This window comes from Herbaspirillum sp. SJZ107, from assembly GCF_006715485.1.
GTDB lineage: Bacteria > Pseudomonadota > Gammaproteobacteria > Burkholderiales > Burkholderiaceae_D > Telluria.
On the sequence record NZ_VFNH01000001.1, the window covers coordinates 679100 to 698870 of the forward strand.

14 protein-coding genes and 1 other RNA gene are annotated in these 19771 nt (G+C 66.5%); 13 read left to right on the top strand and 2 right to left on the bottom strand.

Features of this window, described 5'->3' with window-relative positions:
• Positions 1–38 precede the first annotated feature (38 nt).
• A complete protein-coding gene (locus FBX97_RS03030) occupies positions 39–932 on the top strand; it encodes an RMD1 family protein (protein WP_141828761.1) in 894 nt (297 codons plus the stop codon).
• A gap of 90 nt (positions 933–1022) precedes the next feature.
• On the opposite strand, the gene FBX97_RS03035 is transcribed toward FBX97_RS03030, so the two are convergent.
• Positions 1023–3965 (bottom strand): pitrilysin family protein, encoded by a 2943-nt coding sequence (locus FBX97_RS03035; RefSeq protein ID WP_141828762.1) that lies wholly within the window; start codon positions 3963–3965, stop codon positions 1023–1025.
• A 180-nt stretch (positions 3966–4145) separates the two neighbouring features.
• Here FBX97_RS03035 and ribBA point away from each other — a divergent pair, with 180 nt between their 5' ends.
• The 3 genes from ribBA to nusB all read left to right on the top strand — a co-directional run bounded on the left by ribBA (position 4146) and on the right by nusB (position 6300).
• Positions 4146–5252, top strand: a complete 1107-nt coding sequence (gene ribBA / locus FBX97_RS03040; RefSeq protein WP_141828763.1) for a bifunctional 3,4-dihydroxy-2-butanone-4-phosphate synthase/GTP cyclohydrolase II — start codon at positions 4146–4148, stop codon at positions 5250–5252.
• Between the two features lie 79 nt (positions 5253–5331).
• Complete coding sequence (gene ribH / locus FBX97_RS03045) at positions 5332–5811, top strand: 6,7-dimethyl-8-ribityllumazine synthase (RefSeq protein WP_141828764.1); 480 nt, start codon at positions 5332–5334, stop codon at positions 5809–5811.
• Positions 5812–5829: 18 nt separating this feature from the next.
• Entirely contained in the window at positions 5830–6300 is a 471-nt protein-coding gene (gene nusB / locus FBX97_RS03050; protein ID WP_141828765.1) for a transcription antitermination factor NusB, read from the top strand.
• A 161-nt stretch (positions 6301–6461) separates the two neighbouring features.
• Here nusB and FBX97_RS03055 read toward each other — a convergent pair whose 3' ends face one another.
• Complete coding sequence (locus FBX97_RS03055; RefSeq protein WP_141828766.1) at positions 6462–7382, bottom strand: transglycosylase SLT domain-containing protein; 921 nt, start codon at positions 7380–7382, stop codon at positions 6462–6464.
• 468 nt (positions 7383–7850) lie between these two features.
• Between FBX97_RS03055 and ubiD the strand changes: the two genes are divergently transcribed.
• The 9 genes from ubiD (at position 7851) to FBX97_RS03105 (ending at position 19763) form a co-directional block, all read left to right on the top strand.
• The gene (ubiD, locus tag FBX97_RS03060) at positions 7851–9350 is read left to right on the top strand and encodes a 4-hydroxy-3-polyprenylbenzoate decarboxylase (protein ID WP_141828767.1); all 1500 of its coding nucleotides are present in this window, start codon (positions 7851–7853) and stop codon (positions 9348–9350) included.
• 171 nt (positions 9351–9521) lie between these two features.
• Positions 9522–9620: signal recognition particle sRNA small type (ffs, locus tag FBX97_RS03065), an RNA gene on the top strand.
• Positions 9621–9889: 269 nt separating this feature from the next.
• Positions 9890–11359: a methyl-accepting chemotaxis protein gene (locus tag FBX97_RS03070; RefSeq protein WP_141828768.1), complete on the top strand. Its 1470-nt coding sequence runs from the start codon at positions 9890–9892 to the stop codon at positions 11357–11359.
• A 138-nt stretch (positions 11360–11497) separates the two neighbouring features.
• Positions 11498–13768 carry a DNA polymerase III subunit gamma/tau gene (locus FBX97_RS03075; RefSeq protein ID WP_141828769.1) on the top strand — a complete coding sequence of 757 codons (2271 nt, stop codon included), beginning with the start codon at positions 11498–11500 and terminating at the stop codon, positions 13766–13768.
• Between the two features lie 51 nt (positions 13769–13819).
• A complete protein-coding gene (locus FBX97_RS03080) occupies positions 13820–14146 on the top strand; it encodes a YbaB/EbfC family nucleoid-associated protein (protein WP_141828770.1) in 327 nt (108 codons plus the stop codon).
• 13 nt (positions 14147–14159) lie between these two features.
• Complete coding sequence (recR, locus tag FBX97_RS03085) at positions 14160–14750, top strand: recombination mediator RecR (protein ID WP_141828771.1); 591 nt, start codon at positions 14160–14162, stop codon at positions 14748–14750.
• A gap of 131 nt (positions 14751–14881) precedes the next feature.
• Positions 14882–16048, top strand: coding sequence for a glycosyltransferase (locus FBX97_RS03090; protein ID WP_141828772.1), 1167 nt, complete (start codon positions 14882–14884; stop codon positions 16046–16048).
• 4 nt (positions 16049–16052) lie between these two features.
• Positions 16053–16946 carry a DUF2334 domain-containing protein gene (locus FBX97_RS03095; protein WP_255517269.1) on the top strand — a complete coding sequence of 298 codons (894 nt, stop codon included), beginning with the start codon at positions 16053–16055 and terminating at the stop codon, positions 16944–16946.
• Positions 16947–17348: 402 nt separating this feature from the next.
• Positions 17349–19763, top strand: a complete 2415-nt coding sequence (locus FBX97_RS03105; protein ID WP_141828774.1) for a penicillin acylase family protein — start codon at positions 17349–17351, stop codon at positions 19761–19763.
• Positions 19764–19771: the final 8 nt, after the last annotated feature.

The window sequence follows — 19771 nt, forward strand, 5'->3', positions numbered from 1 at the left end:
AACAAAGGCACGGCGGGCGTCAGCGCCCGCGACATACCATGACTACCCAGCAAGATAGAAAGCGGATCCATTGGAATCCGCGTCCCCGCAACAGGCCCGGCCTGCACCTGAAAACCGAAAAGCTGCCTTACCAGCGGCCGGTCATCCCGCAACTGCGCTTTAGTGCGAGCGCCCTGATGGTTGCAGAACGCATCGACGTGAAAGCGCTGTCCGGCTTCGAGATCATTGCCAAGTCACCGTTCCTGGTGCGGCTCGGAAAGAGCGGCGTGGCCGCGATTTTTCGCTACGGCGCCGTGGTGCTATTCAATGCTTCGGGCGATGAAAAGACGCGCCTGCTGGCGGCGATCCGCGCGCATGCATCCGGCGCCGGCGACCATGGCGCCGAGGAGGGCGCCGTGGTCGATGTCGATCCGGAAGAAGAAGAAGGACCGTCGGGACAATATATCAAGATTAAGAATGCCGACCGGCTGCGCCTGCAGCTGATTGCCGAGGTGATGGCCAAGGCGACCATGCTGTCGTTCCAGGAACGCCAGGCCGGACGCGATTTCGACCGCAGCGAACCGCTGGCGCGCGACCTGGCCGAAGACGGGCGTTTTTCCGCCAAGCCATCCGAGCTGCTCAAGGCAGTGGGCAGCATGTTGCTTGCCGAAAGCCGCCTGAACGGCAGGGCGGGCGTGCTCGACCGACCGGATCTGCTGTGGGACAACCCCGGGCTATCGGGCCTGTATGCCAGGCTGGAAGGCGATTATGAATTGCATGACCGCGCGCTGACTCTCGATCGCAAGCTGACGACGCTGTCGCACACGTCGGAGACCCTGGTCGAAACGATGCGCTACCACAGCTCGCACCGGCTCGAGCTCGCGATCCTGCTGCTGATCTTTGTCGAGCTTTGCCTGGCGCTGTATGGGCACTTCAGCCACGAAATGCCATGAGCTGCACTAAGGCGAGCTCATGACGATGTCCCGCACCGCATGGACAGCCATTCGGACCACCCGATGCGCCGTTGACGAATACGACAGCGGCTAGGGCGCCGAAGCCGGTACCCTAGCCGCTGCGGGTGCAGCAGTTTCCGGATTCAGCACCACCTGCACGTAATTCTCCGGTGTCAGGTAACGCTGCGCGGTCCGCTTCAGGTCCGCCACGCTCAGTGATTGCACTTCCTTGTCGAAACTGAGGATCGTGCCGGGATCGGTGCCCTCGGTCAGCGACGTCTGCAGCACCGCCAGCCAGTAGCCGTTTTCCTGCAGCGACTTGCGGTAGGTCTGCAGCCAGTTGGCCTTCACCTTGTCGAGGTCGCCCTGGTCCGGTCCCTGGCTGCGCACGCGCTCGATTTCGGCAAAGGTTGCCTGCAGCACCTTGTCGACGTTCTTCGGGCCAGTCGGCAGGGTCACGCCGACCGTGTAGTGGGCATAGGGCACGCGCGTCATCGACCCTTCCATGCCGCCGCCGTAGATCAGGCCCAGCTTTTCGCGCAGCACGTCGATGATGCGGATATTCATCACCTCGGTCAGCGCCGACAGGCGCAGTTCTTCCATTTCAGTGACCTCGGCCGGCCCGGTGAAGGTCAGCGACACCGTGCTCTTGTCCTCGAGGCCGCTCTTCACCTCGCGCTTGACCACGCCCTTGACCGGACGCAGGCCGAGGTCGCGGTAGGCGGTCGGGATGGCAGGGGTCGGCAGGCTGCCGAGGTAGGTCGCCAGCAGCGGCTTGATCGCTTCGACGTCGAAGCTGCCGACCAGGATGAACGTCAAGTCCTTCGCGCTCGAGAAGCGCTGGCGGTAGATGGCGATCGCGCGGTCGAGGTCGATGCGGGCGATGTCTTCCGGACGCAGCGCGCGCGGCGCCCGCGGGTTGTTGCCGTACAGCGTGGCGACCAGGGTGTCGCCGAACAGCGCGCCCGGCTGCGACTGGCGGTTACGCGCCAGTTCCATCTGCTTGCCGATAAAGGATTTGTACAGGTCCTCGTCGCGGCGCACGCCGGCGAACTTCAGCCACGCCATCTGCAGCATGGTCTCGATGTCGGCGGCGCCGGCGGCGCCGGCCACCACGTCGGTGTTGCTGCCGAGGCCGGCATTGACGGCGGCCGCCTTGCCGGCAAGTACCTTGCGCAGGTCGAGCGGCGAGAAATCCTTCAGGCCCATCGCGGCGACGATGGTGTCGGCATAGCGCGCGCTGAACATGTCCTGGTCGTCGAACAGGCTCTGGCCGCCGAAACGCGCGGCGCTCATCAGGACCTGGTCGTTGCGGAAGGTGGTCGGCTTCAGGATCACCTTGACGCCGTTCGACAGGGTCAGGCGGGTCAGGCCGAGGTGGGCGTCCAGCGAGCTCGCCACGATGCGGCCCGGCACCGGCGGCTTGTCCATCAGCGTACCGGCCACCGCCTTTTCGTCGTGGGCGCGCACCTCGCTGCGTTCGGCGGCAGCCACCGCGGCCAGCAGTTCGGGTCCGGTCGGCAGCGCGGCCCCGGCATCGCCTTTGGCCTGTGATGGGCCGGTATAGATCACCAGTTTGCCCGAATCGGCCGGGATGGTGGCGCGTGCATAGGCATTAATTTCGTCGAGGCCGATGCCGGGACCGAGTTCGGTGACGTAGCGGTATTCGGCGTCGATGCCCGGGATCGATTCGCCTTCCAGGAAGTTGCGCATGAGTTCGTCGGCATGGACCGACGAGTCGGTCTTGTCGCGCTCGTTCCAGGCGCGCGCGTAGGTGCGCATCATGGTTTTCTTGACCCGCTCCAGTTCGGCTGCGGTGAAGCCGTAGCGTCGTGCGCGTTCGTTTTCCTGCACCAGCGCATCGATGGCAGCCGTGGCGCCGCCGCCGGCCAGCGAGGCCGCGGCATTGTACGAGCGGTAGCGCGGCGTCAGGCGGCCGAGCGCGCTGCTGGCGCCGAGGAAGGGTGGGTTGGGCAATTGCGCCAGTTCTTGCAGGCGCGCGTTCAGCATGCCGCTGAACAGTGCTTCGACCAGTTGCTCGCGGTAGCCGCCCACGGTTTCCCGTTCCTGGAAGGGCTGCACCGGATAGCGGATCAGGATCCCGGCCGGGCCGGCTTCGCGGTCGGTCACGACCAGCGCTTCGGCATCGGTCCGCGCCGGAATCGTGGCGTAGTTGCGCGGGCGTTCCTGGGGCGGGTTTTTCAAACCATCGAAATGTTTCTTGATCAATTTCTCGGCCTCGGCCGGGGCGATGTCGCCGACCACCACCACCGCCATCAGGTCGGGCCGGTACCAGTCGCGGTAGAAGCGGCGCAGCGCGTCCGGCTTGAAGTTGCGCAGCGTGTCTTCCTGGCCGATCGGTAGGCGCTCGGCGTAGCGCGAGCCGTTGTAGATCTTCGGCATCAGCACTTTCTGCATGCGGTCGCCGGCACCTTTGCCGAGGCGCAGTTCCTCGAGGATGATGTCGCGTTCCTTGTCGATGTCGGCATCGTTCAGGGTCAGGCCCTGGGCCCAGTCCTGCAGCACCAGGAAGGCCTTGTCGACGTCCTGCTTCTTCTCCGACGGGACCGGCAGGATGTAGACGGTTTCGTCGAAGCCGGTGTAGGCGTTCAGGTCGGCGCCGAACTTGACGCCGGTGGACTGCAGGTAAGACACCAGCTCGTGCTTCTTGAAGTTGCGCGAGCCGTTGAAGGCCATGTGCTCGGTGAAGTGGGCCAGGCCGCGCTGGTCCTCGTCTTCGAGGATGGAACCGGCCTTCACCACCAGGCGCAGCTCGAGCTTGTTTTCCGGCTTGCGGTTGGGCTGGACATACCAGGTGAGGCCATTGGCCAGCTTGCCGACCCTGACCTGGGGACCGATCGGCAGCGGATCGTTCAGCTTGAGCGGCGCCAGCTTGGGAGGCGCCGGCTTGCGCGCTGCCGGCGTGGCAGCGGCCGGTGCGCTTGCCTGTGCGATCGCGGGGGCAGTTGCGGACAGCGACAGCAGCGCGGTGGCGGCCAGGCGGATCAGGATACGGCCAAAACGGGGGAGCATGCGACGCTGTCCTTTTGCTTAAAAATCCATTCTACCTTGCATTCAGGACTGGACAGTTGTGTACAAGCAGCTAAATGCAAGCCGGATGCGGCCGAGCCCCGGTAAATCCTTTAAAATAGCGGATTCACCTGGCCAGGTGCACACACCACCGGCCGCTGTCCCCGTACCAAGGAATCCCGCATGTCCATCTCCACTACTCAGGAAATCGTCGACGAACTGCGCGCCGGGCGCATGGTCATTCTGGTCGACGAGGAAGACCGCGAAAACGAAGGCGACCTGGTCCTGGCCGCCGATTTCGTCACGCCGGAAGCGATCAACTTCATGATCCGCCACGCGCGCGGCCTGGTCTGCCTGACCCTGTCGGAAGAGATCTGCGACCGTCTCGAACTGCCGATGATGACCACCCGCAACGGCACCTCGTTCGGCACCAATTTCACGGTGTCGATCGAAGCCGCCGAGGGCGTCACCACCGGCATCTCGGCGGCCGACCGCGCGCGCACCATCCAAGTCGCCGTGGCCAAGGACGCGAAGCCGGAAGACCTGGTGCAGCCGGGCCACATCTTCCCGCTGCGCGCGGTCAAGGGCGGCGTGCTGATGCGTGCCGGCCATACCGAAGCCGGCTGCGACCTGACCGAGATGGCTGGCCTGACCCCGGCCTCGGTGATCTGCGAGATCATCAAGGAAGACGGCACCATGGCGCGCCTGCCCGACCTGCTCGAGTTCGGCAAGGAGCACAACATCAAGATCGGCACCATCGCCGACCTGATCCATTACCGCAGCCAGACCGAGAGCCTGGTCGAGCGCGTGGCCGAGCGTCCGCTCTCGACCGTGCACGGCGAGTTCCGCCTGGTCGCCTTCCGCGACAAGCCGAGCGGCTGCGCCCACCTGGCGCTGGTGCACGGCGAGCCGGCGCAGGACGAGGAAGCCCTGGTGCGGGTGCACCAGCCGGTGTCGATCATCGACCTGCTGGACAACGGCACCACGGCGCACTCGTGGAACCTGGCGGCGTCGATGCAGGCGATCAAGGCCGCGAAGTCGGGCGTCATCGTGCTCCTGAACTGCAGCGAGACGGCGGAGCAGCTGTTCGGCCAGTTCCAGGACAAGACGGCGGCGCGTCCGAACGCCCGCGCCGCCAGCCTCGACCTGCGCACCTACGGCATCGGTGCCCAGGTCCTGAAGCTGCTCGGCGTGCGCAGGATGAAGCTGCTGGCCAATCCGCGCAAGATGCCGTCGATGACTGGCTTCGACCTCGAAGTCACCGGCTACTTGGCCAAGCCGGAAGCGTAACGATCCTGGATGCCGCGCCGCGGGCGCGGTAACATCCATTCATTCACATTTATTGAACCAAACAAGAAGAGGCATAGCCATGACGGTAGGAACTTTTGAAAGCAACATGACGGGCGAAGGTCTGCGCATCGGGATCGTGCAGGCGCGCTTCAACGCGACCGTCGGCCAGGGCCTGCTGTCGGCCTGCCTGAACGAACTGAAAACCCTCGGCGTCGCCGACGAAGACATCCTGCACATCACCGTGCCGGGTGCCCTCGAAGTGCCGCTGGCCCTGCAGAAGATGGCCGAGACCCAGCAGTTCGACGCACTGATCGCACTGGGCGCGGTGATCCGCGGCGAGACCTACCACTTCGAACTGGTGTCGAACGAATCCGGTGCCGGCATCACCCGCGTCGGCCTCGACTACGGCATGCCGATCGCCAATGCCATCCTGACCACCGAGAACGACGAGCAGGCCGAAGTGCGCATGATCGAGAAGGGCACCGATGCGGCGCGCGTCGCGGTCGAGATGGCCAACCTGCTGCTCGCCCTCGAAGAGCTGCAGGCCGAAGAAGAATAAAAGTATTTAGGCAAGAACATGACTGACAAGACCATCCACGCCAACCCGATCAAGAACCGCACGCCGCGTCACCGCGCGCGCGAGTTCGCCCTGCAGGGCCTGTATCAATGGCTGCTGAACAATGAGCCGGCTTCGACCGTGATCACCAACATCCGCAGCGCCCACGGCTTCGAAAAGGCCGACGGCGACTATTTCCGCGAGTTGCTGAACGGCGCGATTGCCCAGTCGGTCGAACTGCGCGAACTGATCGCCCCGACCGTCGACCGCCCGGTGACGGAACTGTCGCCGATCGAGCACGCAGTGCTGCTGCTCGGCGCCTGGGAACTGAAGAACAAGATCGAGATTCCGTACCGTGTCGTGATCAACGAGGCGGTCGAGCTGACCAAGTCCTTCGGCGGTATCGATGGCCACAAGTACGTCAACGGCGTGCTGGACCGCCTGGCAGGCAAGCTGCGGCCGGACGAGGCGGCGGCGGAAGCCAAGCGCTGAGTCTTACCTACGCTATATATATTAGTGAAAAGCCGTTCCGGGAAACCGGGACGGCTTTTTTATTTGTCCAGCGCTGCCGAAATGGGGCGCGCAAAAAAATGAAAGCCACCGCAGCTCCCGCCACGATGGCTTTCGACCAGGAAAAGTGTGCTGACCGGTGCTTACAGACCGGCGACGGTTTCGCCGCCCTGGCTGGCGCCGCGTGCGGTCTCGTCGCTGACGGCCGGGGCATCCGGCTTCGGCGTGGCCGGGGTCGACTTCTGGACCAGGACCGGGGCCGATGGCGGGGTCGTGATCGGGACGTTCTTGCCGGCTGCAACCTGCTTCAGGCGCTTGAACTCGGCCAGGACCTTGGAGCCGTAGCCGGAATCGGTCTCGGCGTCGCCGGCACCCACGTAGCTCTTCAGGCCGCCTTCGACCGAGCCGGTGCGCTTCACGTAATCCTTCAGGATCAGGGCGCCGACACGGATGTTGGCAACCGGATTCAGGGCTGCTTGCGCGCCGCCCATCTGCTGGAACTTGTCGCTGTGGACCTTGGACATCACCTGCATCAGGCCCTGGGCGCCCATCGGGCTTTCCGCGAACGGATTCAGGCCCGATTCGATCGCCATCACGGCCAGGATCAGCAGCGGGTCCAGCTTGATCTCGTGCGCCGTGCTGTAGGCGGTCGAGACCAGCATGTTGGCGGCATCGCCGGCGACGCGGTAGCGGCGCGACAGCCAGTCGGTGACGTACTTCTGCTGGCGCGTCGGACGTGCCGCCTTTTCGTCGGCCGCGACTTCCACGGCGGCATCGGCATGGGCCGAGGCCAGGTGGGCCGCGCTTGGAGCCGCCGATGCCGGATTGGCCGCCGCAACGTTCTGCTGCGGGTTCAGGAAGCTCGATACCCGTTGTGCGAACTCGGGGCGGAAGTACAGCAGCGCCAGCATGGCGACTGCGGATAAACCGAATACGGTCAGCGTATGTTGTGCGGTGGTCAAAATACCGCGTGCCGTCTTGATCACGGATGTCGACCACGTGATCGGCTGGCTGGCCAATTGTTGGGCGAGCCTTGCGCTCGCACCGATGAAGCGATGAAACATCGTCTCTCCTTTGTCGCGGAAAAAGCATCCCCCATGCGGCGTCAAGACGCTGCTTTTTGGAGATCTCATGCCGTGCATCAGAAAACCGTCCGTCGCCGCGCGTTGCGGTCGACTTACGCCGTCATTGCTTGCTACAGCTGGGTCGCGCTGCGATGGAGGCGCCCAGTGGCTAACAACTGTCTCGGGGTTGGTTGGGCAGACGCCCAGTGAAAAACACTCCTTAAAATGTCTTGGGGCCCCGACCCCGTGTAAGAAGGAGACCGGCTAAAATCACGTCCTGGACGTGCCTGTCTCACTTGGTAGGCGGATTGTAGAAGCTCGTTTATATCAAGTCAATACTAGCTCTATCGTGCGTTATTACTTATAAATCTAACTTTTGTTGCGCAGCTCATCAATTCCGTGGCAAATCAACCACTTGCCGCAGATTGCTAGACCCGTTACAAACATGTAAAAAAGAATTAAAACTTGATGAATTATTCAGACTTACGTGATTTTATTGCCAAGTTGCAAGAAATTGGCGAATTAAAGCGTGTCGCGGCGCCTGTTTCCACGAACTTGGAGATGACCGAGGTGTGCGATCGCACCCTGCGCGCCGCCGGTCCGGCCCTGCTGTTCGAGAACCCGACCGGTCTGGCCGGCGCGCCGCACAAGATGCCGGTGCTGGCCAACCTGTTCGGCACGCCGCAGCGCGTGGCACTCGGCATGGGCGCCGACGACGTCAGCGAATTGCGCAAGATCGGCCACGTGCTGGCGCGCCTGAAGGAACCGGAGCCGCCCAAGGGTTTCCGGGACATCATGGACCTCGGTTCGCTCGTCAAGTCGGTTTGGGACATGTCGCCGAAGGAAGTCAAGGGGGCAGCCTGCCAGGAAATCGTGTGGGAAGGGCAGGACGTCGATCTCGGCCGCCTGCCGATCCAGCATTGCTGGCCGGGCGACGTTGCGCCGCTGATCACCTGGGGCCTCGTCATTACCAAGGGTCCGAACAAGAAACGGCAGAACCTGGGCATCTACCGCCAACAGGTGCTGGGACCGAACAAGGTCATCATGCGCTGGCTGGCGCACCGCGGCGGCGCGCTCGACTTCCGCGAGCATTGCATCGCCCACCCGGGCAAGCCGTATCCGATCGCGGTGGCGCTGGGCGCCGACCCGGCGACGATCCTGGGCGCGGTGACGCCGGTGCCGGACACCTTGTCGGAATACCAGTTCGCCGGCCTGCTGCGCGGCCAGCGCACCACGCTCACCAAGGCCATCGGCAGCGAGCTGCGGGTGCCGGCCTCCGCCGAGATCGTGCTGGAAGGCCATATCTATCCGGATGAGTCGCACCCGTCCGGCTACGAGCACGCGCTCGAAGGCCCCTACGGCGACCACACCGGCTATTACAACGAGCAGGACTGGTTCCCGGTGTTCACGGTCGACCGCATCACCATGCGCCGCGACCCGATCTACCACTCGACCTACACCGGCAAACCGCCGGACGAGCCGGCCGTGCTGGGCGTGGCGCTGAACGAAGTCTTCATTCCGTTGCTGCAGAAACAGTTCACCGAGATCACCGACTTTTATCTGCCGCCGGAAGGCTGCAGCTACCGGATGGCGGTGGTGCAGATGAAGAAGCAGTACGCCGGCCATGCCAAGCGCGTGATGATGGGCGTGTGGAGCTTCCTGCGCCAGTTCATGTACACGAAATTCATCGTCGTGGTAGACGAGGACGTCAACGTGCGCGACTGGAAGGAAGTGATCTGGGCCATCACGACCCGTGTCGATCCGACCCGCGACACGGTGCTGGTCGACAATACGCCGATCGATTACCTCGACTTCGCATCGCCGATCAGCGGCCTGGGCAGCAAGATGGGCATCGATGCCACCAACAAGTGGCCGGGCGAGACCAACCGCGAGTGGGGCACGCCGATCGTGATGACGCCGCAGGTCAAGGCGCGCGTGGACGACATCTGGCAACAGCTGGGTATCTGACGGTCCATCCGTGTCGGGTATCTACTATATATATGTAGAGCAGGATATTTAGGGCAACACAGGTGCGGCGGGGACGACCCGCGACACCTGTTTCCGGCCCGCCGGCAGGGATTGATCCATTGGCAATCGATGTGTTTGCCGGGATGCCTGCGGTCGGTTATAATGAGTGCTGGCGGGCCCCTGCGCATTGCGGCATGGTTTACCTGGTCAGGTCGGGAACGAAGCAGCCAAAGCCGTTCACCGCAAGTGCCGCAGATCAGGCTCGCCTTCTTCCTTCTCTTCATCTTCCCCCGTTTTGCAGTTCAGCCAGGCGAGCCAGCCTGATTGCCTTCGCGCGCATATGGCATCGTCGGCGCCGTCGTCACTACCGTCAGTTTGGTATCTTTTTACATTATTTTGTAGAAAGATTTCGCGGTTTTATCGCGGCGCTACAACAGAAATGACTATTCTGACGGTTCTCTGGAGTCGATGTATTTACTCGTAAGTTGCTAGGCGGCACTATTACATCTTGCCGCATCAAAGTAACAATCGAGAAAGACATGCTCAACGCTGAAGTCAGACAGATACTGGACATTAATTATCGGAACGCCGACCGCGTCATGGTCGGGGTCTTGTGGGGACTTTTCCTGTTCGGACTCGGGTTGTCCGGCCTGCATGACAGCTTGCGCTGGGCGCTGCTGGTCGGCTTGCCGGCAGCCGCGGTGCCGACGCTGCTGCTGGGCCTGTGCCGCAACGCACGGCTGGCCCGCCTCTCGGTCGGCGTCGCCTTCATGGTGTTCAGTGCGCTGCATATTCACCAAACCCTGGGACGCACCGAAGCCCACTTCGGGATATTCGCACTGCTGGCTTTCCTGTTGTGCTACCGCGACTGGCTGGTGCTGGTCACCGCCGCCGGCGTCATTGCCGTGCACCACCTGAGCTTCGATTATCTGCAGCAGCTCGGTTTTCCAACCTATTGCCTGACCCATCCCGGCATCGGCACGGTGCTGGTGCACGCCGCCTACGTGGTTGCCGAGACCGGCGTGCTGTGCTACCTGGCCACGGTGCTGCAGCGGGAAGCGGTGCAGGCCGCCGAGTTGCGGATCGCAGTACACGGCATGACCGCCGAGGCCGGCGTGATCGACCTGCGCCCGGATCACCTGCCAGCCACCAGCGAGAGCGCGCGTTCGCTGGGCGGCATCATGCGCATGCTCCAGCGCACCCTGGCCGAGGTCAAGGACAACGTGCAGGTCACCGCCGAGGGTTCCGGCCAGATCGTCGCCAGCAACGCCGAATTGTTGCGCCATGCCGACAGCCAGGGCACGGTCATCCGCTCGACGGCCGACGCCATGGATGGCCTGACCCTGACCGTGCAAAAGAATGCCGAGCATGCGCGCCAGGCCGATGTGCTGGCGGGCAGTGCCGCCGAGGTGGCGGTGCGCGGCGGGACGGTGGTCGGCCAGGTGGTCGACACCATGAACGAGATCGACGCCGCCTCGCGCCGCATCGTCGACATCACCGGCGTCATCGACGGCATCGCTTTCCAGACCAATATCCTGGCGCTGAACGCGGCCGTCGAGGCCGCCCGTGCGGGCGAGCAGGGGCGCGGCTTTGCGGTGGTGGCATCCGAAGTGCGCGGGCTGGCCCAGCGCGCCGCCACCGCTGCGCGCGAGATCAAGCAATTGATCGAGGCATCGGTTGCGCGCGTCGAGGCCGGCAGCGCACTGGCAGGCGAGGCCGGCGCTACCATGGAAGAGGTGGTTGCCAGCGTGCGCCGGGTGTCGGACATCATCGCCGAGATCAGCGCCGCCAGCAGCGCGCAGGCGGGCGAGATCGTGGCGATCAGCCAGTCGATCACGGCGCTGGACGATGCGACCCGTGCCAGCGCGCGCAGCGTCGAGCAGGCTGCCGGTGCAGCTATTGCCCTGAAGGAAAGGGCGGAGCAGCTGGCCGGCGCGGTCGGCGTGTTCCGCGTGGACGCGTCCGCCGCCACGCCGCCGGCTGCCGGGCAGATCGCGCAGCTCTCCTGAAGCCAGGCGTTACCCCTGGCAAGACGGCTGCCGCGGCAGACGTCTTGTGGCCGTGTCATTTTGTCGCCGTGTCAAGAGGATCGGCGGGCGCCTTCCTAATGTTGCCGCGCCCACCCCGGTCTACGGTAAAATTACGGCATGTCCTATCAAGTCCTCGCCCGCAAATACCGTCCCCGGAACTTCGAAACGCTGGTTGGCCAGGAGCACGTCGTCCGTGCCCTGACCCATGCGCTGCGCACCGGGCGGCTGCACCACGCCTATCTGTTCACCGGCACGCGCGGGGTGGGCAAGACCACCCTGTCGCGCATCCTGGCCAAGTCGCTCAACTGCGTCGGGCCGGACGGGCAGGGCGGTATCACGGCCGAACCGTGCGGCCAATGCGAACCCTGCCGCGCGATCGACGCCGGCCGCTTCGTCGACTACGTCGAGATGGACGCGGCCTCGAACCGCGGCGTCGACGAGATGGCCCAGCTGCTGGAACAGGCGGTGTATGCGCCGAGCAATGCGCGCTTCAAGGTCTACATGATCGACGAGGTGCACATGCTGACCAACCACGCCTTCAACGCCATGCTGAAGACGCTGGAAGAGCCGCCCGAGCACGTGAAGTTCATCCTGGCGACCACCGATCCGCAAAAGATCCCGGTCACCGTGCTGTCGCGCTGCCTGCAGTTCAACCTCAAGCAGATGCCGCCGGGCCACATCGTGGGCCACCTGGAAAACATCCTCGGCCAGGAAGGCGTCAGCTTCGAACAGCCGGCGCTGCGCCTGCTGGCCCAGGGCGCCCACGGTTCGATGCGCGATGCGCTGTCGCTGACCGACCAGGCGATCGCCTATGCCGCCGGTGCCGTCACGCTGGATGCGGTACAGGGCATGCTGGGTGCGCTCGACCAGTCCTACCTGATCCGCCTGCTCGATGCGCTGGCCAACCAGGACGGCGCCGACCTGATGGCGGTGGCCGACGAGATGGCCAGCCGCAGCCTGTCGTATAACGGCGCGCTGCAGGACCTCGGCACGCTGCTGCACCGGATCGCGCTGGCGCAGACGGTGCCGGCGGCGCTGCCGGACGACCTGCCCGAACTGGCCGATATCGGGCGCCTGGCCACGCTGTTCGATCCGCAGGAAGTGCAATTGTTCTACCAGATCGCGGTGGTCGGCCGTAACGAGATCGGCCTGGCGCCGGACGAGTACGCGGGCTTCACGATGACGCTGCTGCGCATGCTGGCGTTCCGCCCGGGACAGGGTGGGGCCGAGCAGGTGGCCGCGCCGGCGCCGGCGGCACTGGCGCGCGCCATGCCGGCCGGCGGTGCCGCGAACGGCGGTGCGGGCCGTGCCGCCGCTGCGGCAGCCGCTGCCGCGGCCCAGCCGGCGCCTGGCCGTCCGGCCGCGCCGCCGGCCGCCGCCGCACATGCGCCGGCCGCCCAGCCGGCCCCCACGCCGGCTCCGGCAGGCGCGGCCCCGGCCATGACCTCGGCCCGCGCCGCCATCAATGCCGCGCTGGAAGCGGCGCGCGCCGCCGCGCGGTCGCCGGGCCAGCCCAAGCGTACGCCGGCGGGTCCGCCGGATGCATCGGGGGCGGCTGCCGCAGCAGCGCAGCCGGCCGCGCCACCGCCTGCAGCACCGCCGGCACCCGCCGCTCCGGCCCGCCCGGCTGCCGCGGCGGCCTCGGCGCCCTGGGACAACGCACCCGGCGCCGGCGCCCGTCCGCAGCCGGACAGCCGCGCCGCCGAGAACCGCCCGATGCAGCCGCAGGCCATGGGCCGGGCGCCGCAGCCGCAAAGCCAGCACCAGGGCCAGCCGCAGGCACAGTCTCCGGGCGGTGCCCAGGCGTATGCGCGTGGCGGCGAACAGGCCGTGGCCGACGATGACGTGCCGTCCTGGGTCACCGAATTTTCCGACGACAGCGCCGTGGCTGCCGCCGCGCCGGCCGAGGCGCCCGCCGCCGTCAGTCCGCCGGTGCGCAACCCAGTCCCGGCCAGGGCGCCGCACGCCTACGTGGTGACGCCGGTGCCGGCGATCGGCTGGGACGGCAACTGGCCGGCGCTGGCTGCCGGCCTGCAGCTGCGCGGCGTGTCGCAGCAACTGGCGCTGCAGACCGAACTGATCGAATGCGTGGCCGAAGCCGGGTCCGCCACCTTCCGCCTGCGCGTGCCGGTCGATACCCTGCGCGCCAGCGGCAACAGCGAGAAACTGTGCGCGGCCCTGCAGGAATGCTTCCCGGCGGTGCGCGTGAACCTCGATACCGAGATCGGCCCGGTCTGGTATACCGCCAGCGCCGAAGCCAAGGCAAGGCGCGAACGGCTGCAGCAGGAAGCCGAAGCCGCGGTCGAAGCCGACCCGTTCGTGCAGGACATGGCACGCACCTTCGACGCCTTCGTGGTGCCGGGCTCGGTGCGTCCGATCGCGACCTGAGCGGCCTGGCCGCACAACCTTTTCAACCATCCGTTTTTTGGAGAACACACCATGATGAAGAACCAGCTCGCAGGCATGATGAAGCAGGTCCAGTCCATGCAGGACAACATGAAGAAGGCGCAAGAGCAGCTGGCCCTCATCGAAGTCGAGGGCCAGTCGGGCGCCGGCCTGGTCAAGGTCGTCATGACCTGCAAGAACGACGTCAAGCGCGTCACCATCGACCCGTCGCTGCTGGGCGACGACCGCGACATGCTGGAAGACCTGGTCGCGGCCGCGTTCAATGACGCCATTCGCAAGGCCGAGGCGACCACCCAGGAAAAGATGAGCGGCCTGACCGCCGGCCTGCCGATTCCGCCCGGCTTCAAGATGCCGTTCTGAGTCCGGAGCGCCCGTGTCCAAATCGCTCGACTTCCTGACCGAGGCCCTGCGCCGCCTGCCGGGCGTCGGACCGAAGTCGGCGCAGCGCATGGCCTTCCACCTGCTGCAGCATGACCGCGAAGGCGCGGCCATGCTGTCGCGCGCGCTGTACCAGGCCGTGGAGGCGGTCCACCACTGCGCGATGTGTAATACCTTCTCGGAAACCGAGGTGTGCGAACTGTGTGCGGACGAGAACCGCGACCGCGCGCTGCTGTGCGTGGTCGAGACGCCGGCCGACCAGATCATGATCGAGCAGACCCTGACCTTCAAGGGCCTGTACTTCATCCTGATGGGGCGGCTGTCGCCGCTGGACGGCATCGGTCCCAAGGATTTGCACCTGGAAAAACTGGTGGGCCGCGCCACCGACGGCGCGGTCAAGGAAGTGGTGCTCGCCACCAACTTCACCAACGAGGGCGAGGCCACCGCCCACTACATCAGCGAGATGCTGAAGGCGCGCGGGCTGAAGGTCAGCCGCCTGGCGCGCGGCGTGCCCGTCGGCGGCGAACTCGAGTACGTGGACGCCGGCACCATCGCGCGCGCCATGCTCGATCGTCGCAGTGCATAATGGGTCACCCACATGAGACCGCTTCGAGCATGTTGATGCGGTCTTGCTGAAGTGGCTGTTCCGGTTGATAGTGCGCAAACTGTGGACCAGTTCCACTGCTATCGTGGGTTTTATCGTGACCGGAACCCAGCATGCATCTTGTCGACATCACCATGTTTTACGCGGCTGAAGGCGGGGGCGTCAGCACCTACCTGAACGCCAAGGCACACTGGCTGGCGCGCCGCAGCCGTACCCAGAACACTGCCCTGCGGCACACCATCATGAGTCCCAACGTCGATACCTGCGACGATGGCGACGCCGCCCTGATCCGCATTCCCGCTGCTGGCTTGCCCGGCTTCCATGGCTATCGCATGCCGCTGTCGGTGTCGGCGCCGGCGCGCTTGCTGGCCTCGGCACGGCCGGACCTGGTCGAGGCCGGCGATGCCGGCCATTGCGCCTGGGCCGCATTACGCATGCGCAAGGAGTACGACATCCCGGCCGTGGCCTTCTATCACTCCGACCTGCCCAGCCTGGTACAGCCGCGCCTGGGGCGCTGGATCGCGCGCGGCACCTGCCGCTATCTCGCCAACCTGTACCGCCAGTTCGACCTGGTGCTGGCGCCCAGCCGCGTGATGGTGCAGCAACTGGAATCGATCGGCGTGCATGGCGCCGTGCAGCAGCCGCTTGGTATCGACAGCGTCATCTTTCACCCCGAGCGGCGCGACGCCGCGCTGCGCGCGCAACTGGGTCTCGATCCGGACTGCCGCCTGCTGGTCTATGCCGGCCGCTTCACGCCGGAGAAAAAGCTCGACGTGCTGGTCGAGGCAGTCGGCAAGCTGGGCGCCCCCTACCACCTGCTGCTGGTCGGTGGCGGCGACGCGCTGCCCGAAGCGGTCGCGCCCGCGTCATGGATCACCCACCTCCCGTTCAAGCGCGACCAGCGCGAGCTGGCGCGCCTGCTGGCCAGCGCCGACCTGCTGGTCCATCCGGGCGACGCCGAGACCTTCGGCCTGATCATCCTCGAAGCGATGGCCTGCGGCCTGCCGGTGGTGGCCGTCAACGGCGGTGGCGTGGCCGAGCTGGTTGACGCCGACACCGGCATCCTGGCGCAGCCCAACAGCGCGGACAGCCTGGCCGGCGCCATCGAGGCGATCTATGAAGGCGACATGGCGGCCATGGGCCAGGCGGCGCGGCGCAAGGCGGCCGGGCATTACGACTGGAACGCGATCCTGCCGCAGGTGCTGGGACGCTATGACCTGTTGCTGGCCGGCCATCGGCTGGGGGCATTTTCCGGAGGGCGCGTCTGTGTCACGGATTGAAACCTTGACGACGCCAGTGTCGGCGCAGGCGCAGCAGCCGTCCCTGCTGTGCGTATCGATCCACGACGTGGCGCCGGCCACCTGGCCCGACTGCCTGCGCCTGGTGGAGGCGATCCGCGCGGTGGCCGATATTCCGCTGACCTGGCTGGTGGTGCCGCATTACCACTTCCGGCCCGAACGGTCGGCGCAGATGGAAGCCTGCCTCGATGCCAGCCTGGCGCGCGGCGACGAGCTGTGCCTGCACGGCTACAGCCATCTCGACACCGAAGCGAACGGCGGCGGCCTGCGTGCACGTTTCCTGCGCAATGTGTACACGCAGCGCGAAGGGGAATTTGCGGCGCTCGACGAAGCCGAGGCGCGGCGCCGTCTCGAACTCGGCATGGCGTGGTTTGCCGAGCGCGGCTGGACCCCGCAGGGTTTCGTGCCGCCGGCCTGGCTGCTGGGGGAGGGGTCATGGCAGGCGCTGCGCGCGTCCGGCCTGGTCTACACGACCACCTTCAGCCACTTCCATTGCCTGGAAAGCGGCAAGGCCGTGCTGTCGCCGTCGATGGTGTATGCGGCGCGCAACCGCAGCGGCCGCATCCTGTCGCCGCGTGTGGCCGATGCCACCGCAGCCATGCTGGCGCACAAACCGCTGGTGCGCTTCAGCCTCCATCCGCCGGATGCGCGCTACCCGGAACTGGTGCGCCATATCCAGCAGGTGCTGAAGCGCCTGCTGGCGTCACGCGAGGCGGTGACCAAACTGGACTGCGCGCACCGCCTCGATGGCATACCGGGTGCAGCGGAGGCCGCGGATGCCGGCCTTACCAGCCACCCCAGAAGCCACCCCGCCAGCGGCCCGGATAGTAACCGCCAGGGCCATACGGTCCATAACGCTGCACTTCGTCCTTCGTGCTGAGGTTGACGATGCAGTTGCGCCAGGGATCGGACCCAGTGGCATAACCAAGCCGTGAACAGGCCGGTCCGTAGACGGCCATCATCTGCTCGGCCTCGGCCTGCTTTTGCGCGGCGCGCTCCTGTGGCGTCGCGCAGCCGGTCAGTACCAGGGCAGGCAGCGCTACCAGTAGCGGACTCACGTATCGTATCAATGGACGCATAAAAACCTCCCTGGACAGGAATCGGAACACACATGCGTGTGTATATATGTGTTCAGCGTATGCCAGTGCAGGCGGGTTCGCAAGTCGGCGCCGGCCTCGACGTTGCGCGGGAATTTACCGACACGGCATAGCGGCTGCGCTAATATGGTTCTTCTGGCAATTTTCTGGGAAAATGCTGGTTTTTCCGATCAGGGGACGGGCCGATGCCAAACCAGGGACGCGGACGTGGATGGGCGCGCTGGGGCGGGCGCCTGCTGTTACTCTTGCTGGCACTGCTGGTGCTGGCTTCGCTCGGTGCCTGGTTGACCCTGCGCGCCAGCCTGCCCCAGCTCGAGGGCACGCGCTCTGCGCCGCTGCTGTCGGCGCCGGTCACGGTGGCGCGCGATACCGACGGCGTGCCCATGATCAGCGGCGCCAGTCGCCTCGATCTGGCGTATGCCACCGGCTTCGTCCACGGCCAGGAGCGCTTTTTCCAGATGGACCTGCTGCGCCGCAGCGCCGCCGGCGAACTGGCCGAACTGTTCGGGCCGCGTGCGCTGCCGCTCGACCGCGCGCACCGGCTGCACCGCTTCCGCGCCCGCGCCGCGGCTGCATTGCAGCACATGACGCCGGCGGAACGCGGTTTCATCGAACGCTACGTCGCCGGCGTCAACGACGGCCTCGATGCGCTCGGCGCGCGGCCCTTCGAATACCTGTTGAATGGCGCCGCGCCGCGGCCGTGGACGGCGGCCGATTCGCTGCTGGTGGTGTGGGCGATGTACCTCGATTTGCAGGGCAACCAGCCGTCGCGCGAACTGGCGCGCGGCTGGCTGGCGCGGCATCTCGACCCGGCCCAGCGTGCCTTCCTGCTGCCCGAAGGCAGCCGCTGGGATGCGCCGCTGGACGCGCCGGCACTGGCGCTGGCAACGGTCCCGATCCCGGCGACGGCGCCGGCCTGGTGGGGCCGCAAGGAGGCGGTGCCGGCGCGCCAGGTGGCCGGCATCGGCTTCACCGACGGGGTCGGCAGCAACAATTACGCGCTGGCCGGGTCGCGCACCGCGAGCGGGGCGGCGATCGTGTCCGACGACATGCACCTCGGCCTGCAATTACCCAACATCTGGTACCGGCTGGCGCTGCGCTTTCCTGACGAAGGCGGCGTGCAGCGGCGCCTGGTCGGGGTCAGCCTGCCGGGCGCGCCGCCGCTGGTCATCGTCGGCAGCAACGGCCGGGTGGCCTGGGCCTTCACCAACAGCTATGCCGACACCCTCGACCTGGTGCGGCTTCAGAAAGACCCTGCGCACGCGGGTAGCGTGCGTACGCCTTCGGGCTGGGAGACGCCGGCCGAGCATGTGGAGGCCATCCTGGTCAAGGGCCAGGCCGCCGAGCGCTTGGTGGTGCGCGAGACCAGCCTGGGGCCGATCCGCGATGCCGGCGGCGAACTGTACGCCGTGCACTGGGTGGCGCATTCACCCGACGCGCTGAACCTGAACCACCTGAAGCTGGAGCGCGCGGCCACGCTGGACGAGGCGCTGGACGCGGCGGCGGCGGACGGCATCCCGGCCCAGAACATCGTCGTCGGCGATGCGCGCGGCAACATCGGCTGGACCGTCGCCGGCGCGCTGCCGCGCCGTGCACAGGGCGGCACGAGCGTCTCTTTCCCGCTGGCGGCGGACGGCGCGGTGCCGACCTGGGACGGCTTCCTGGCCCCCCGCGATCACCCACGCGTGGTGAATCCGCCGGGCGGCCAGCTGGTGACCGCCAACAGCCGCCAGCTGGACGGACCCGCGGCCACCATGCTGGGCGACGCCGGCTTCGACCTCGGCGCGCGCACGCGCCAGTTGCGCGACCGCCTGGCGCAGCTCGGGCCGAAGACCGACGTAGCGGCGGCATTCGGCGCCGCCCTCGACGACCGCGCGCTGTACGTGGCCGAGTGGCGCCGGCGCGCGCTGGCCGCCCTCGACGACGCGGCCGTGGCCGGCCAGCCGCAGCGCCTCGAATTCAGGCGCCTGCTGCAGACCAGCTGGGACGGCCGCGCCAGCGTCGGATCGGTCGGCTACCGCCTGGCGCAGCAGTTCCGCTGGTCGCTGCACGACCTGCTGTTCGCCGGCGTCAACGCCGAGATGAAGACGCTCGACCCCAAGGCGACCATGCTGGCAGCGACCACGCGCTGGTCCGACGTGGTGGCGCGTCTGCTGGACGAGCGGCCGGCGGCCTGGCTGCCGGCCGGCTACGCCAGTTGGCGCGACCTGGAGCTGGCCGCAGTCGACCGCACGATCATGGAGGTGACGAGCGGCGGCGTGCCGCTGGCGCAGGCGACCTGGGGCCGCAAGAACACGGCCGCGATCGCGCATCCGTTCACGATGGCGCTGCCTTTCCTGGCGCGCTGGCTGGGTGCGCCGCCGGACCCGCTGCCGGGCGACGCCAACATGCCGCGCGTGGCCGGGCCGCGCTTCGGGCAATCGGAGCGGCTGACGGTGTCGCCGGGCAGGGAGGAGGAGGGCTTGTTCGACATGCCCGGGGGGCAGAGCGGGCATCCGCTGTCGCCGTTCTTCTTGAAGGGACACGCCGATTGGGTGCAGGGGAGGGCGAAGCCTTTGCTGCCGGGGACGGCGGTGTATACGTTGACGTTTTCGCGGTAGTTACCGTC

Coding starts and splice junctions, on each gene's coding strand:
- FBX97_RS03030 (WP_141828761.1), top strand. CDS start 39: ATGACTACCCAGCAAGATAGAAAGCGGATCCATTGGAATCCGCGTCCC.
- FBX97_RS03035 (WP_141828762.1), bottom strand. CDS start 3,965: ATGCTCCCCCGTTTTGGCCGTATCCTGATCCGCCTGGCCGCCACCGCG.
- ribBA (WP_141828763.1), top strand. CDS start 4,146: ATGTCCATCTCCACTACTCAGGAAATCGTCGACGAACTGCGCGCCGGG.
- ribH (WP_141828764.1), top strand. CDS start 5,332: ATGACGGTAGGAACTTTTGAAAGCAACATGACGGGCGAAGGTCTGCGC.
- nusB (WP_141828765.1), top strand. CDS start 5,830: ATGACTGACAAGACCATCCACGCCAACCCGATCAAGAACCGCACGCCG.
- FBX97_RS03055 (WP_141828766.1), bottom strand. CDS start 7,382: ATGTTTCATCGCTTCATCGGTGCGAGCGCAAGGCTCGCCCAACAATTG.
- ubiD (WP_141828767.1), top strand. CDS start 7,851: ATGAATTATTCAGACTTACGTGATTTTATTGCCAAGTTGCAAGAAATT.
- FBX97_RS03070 (WP_141828768.1), top strand. CDS start 9,890: ATGCTCAACGCTGAAGTCAGACAGATACTGGACATTAATTATCGGAAC.
- FBX97_RS03075 (WP_141828769.1), top strand. CDS start 11,498: ATGTCCTATCAAGTCCTCGCCCGCAAATACCGTCCCCGGAACTTCGAA.
- FBX97_RS03080 (WP_141828770.1), top strand. CDS start 13,820: ATGATGAAGAACCAGCTCGCAGGCATGATGAAGCAGGTCCAGTCCATG.
- FBX97_RS03090 (WP_141828772.1), top strand. CDS start 14,882: ATGCATCTTGTCGACATCACCATGTTTTACGCGGCTGAAGGCGGGGGC.
- FBX97_RS03105 (WP_141828774.1), top strand. CDS start 17,349: ATGCCAAACCAGGGACGCGGACGTGGATGGGCGCGCTGGGGCGGGCGC.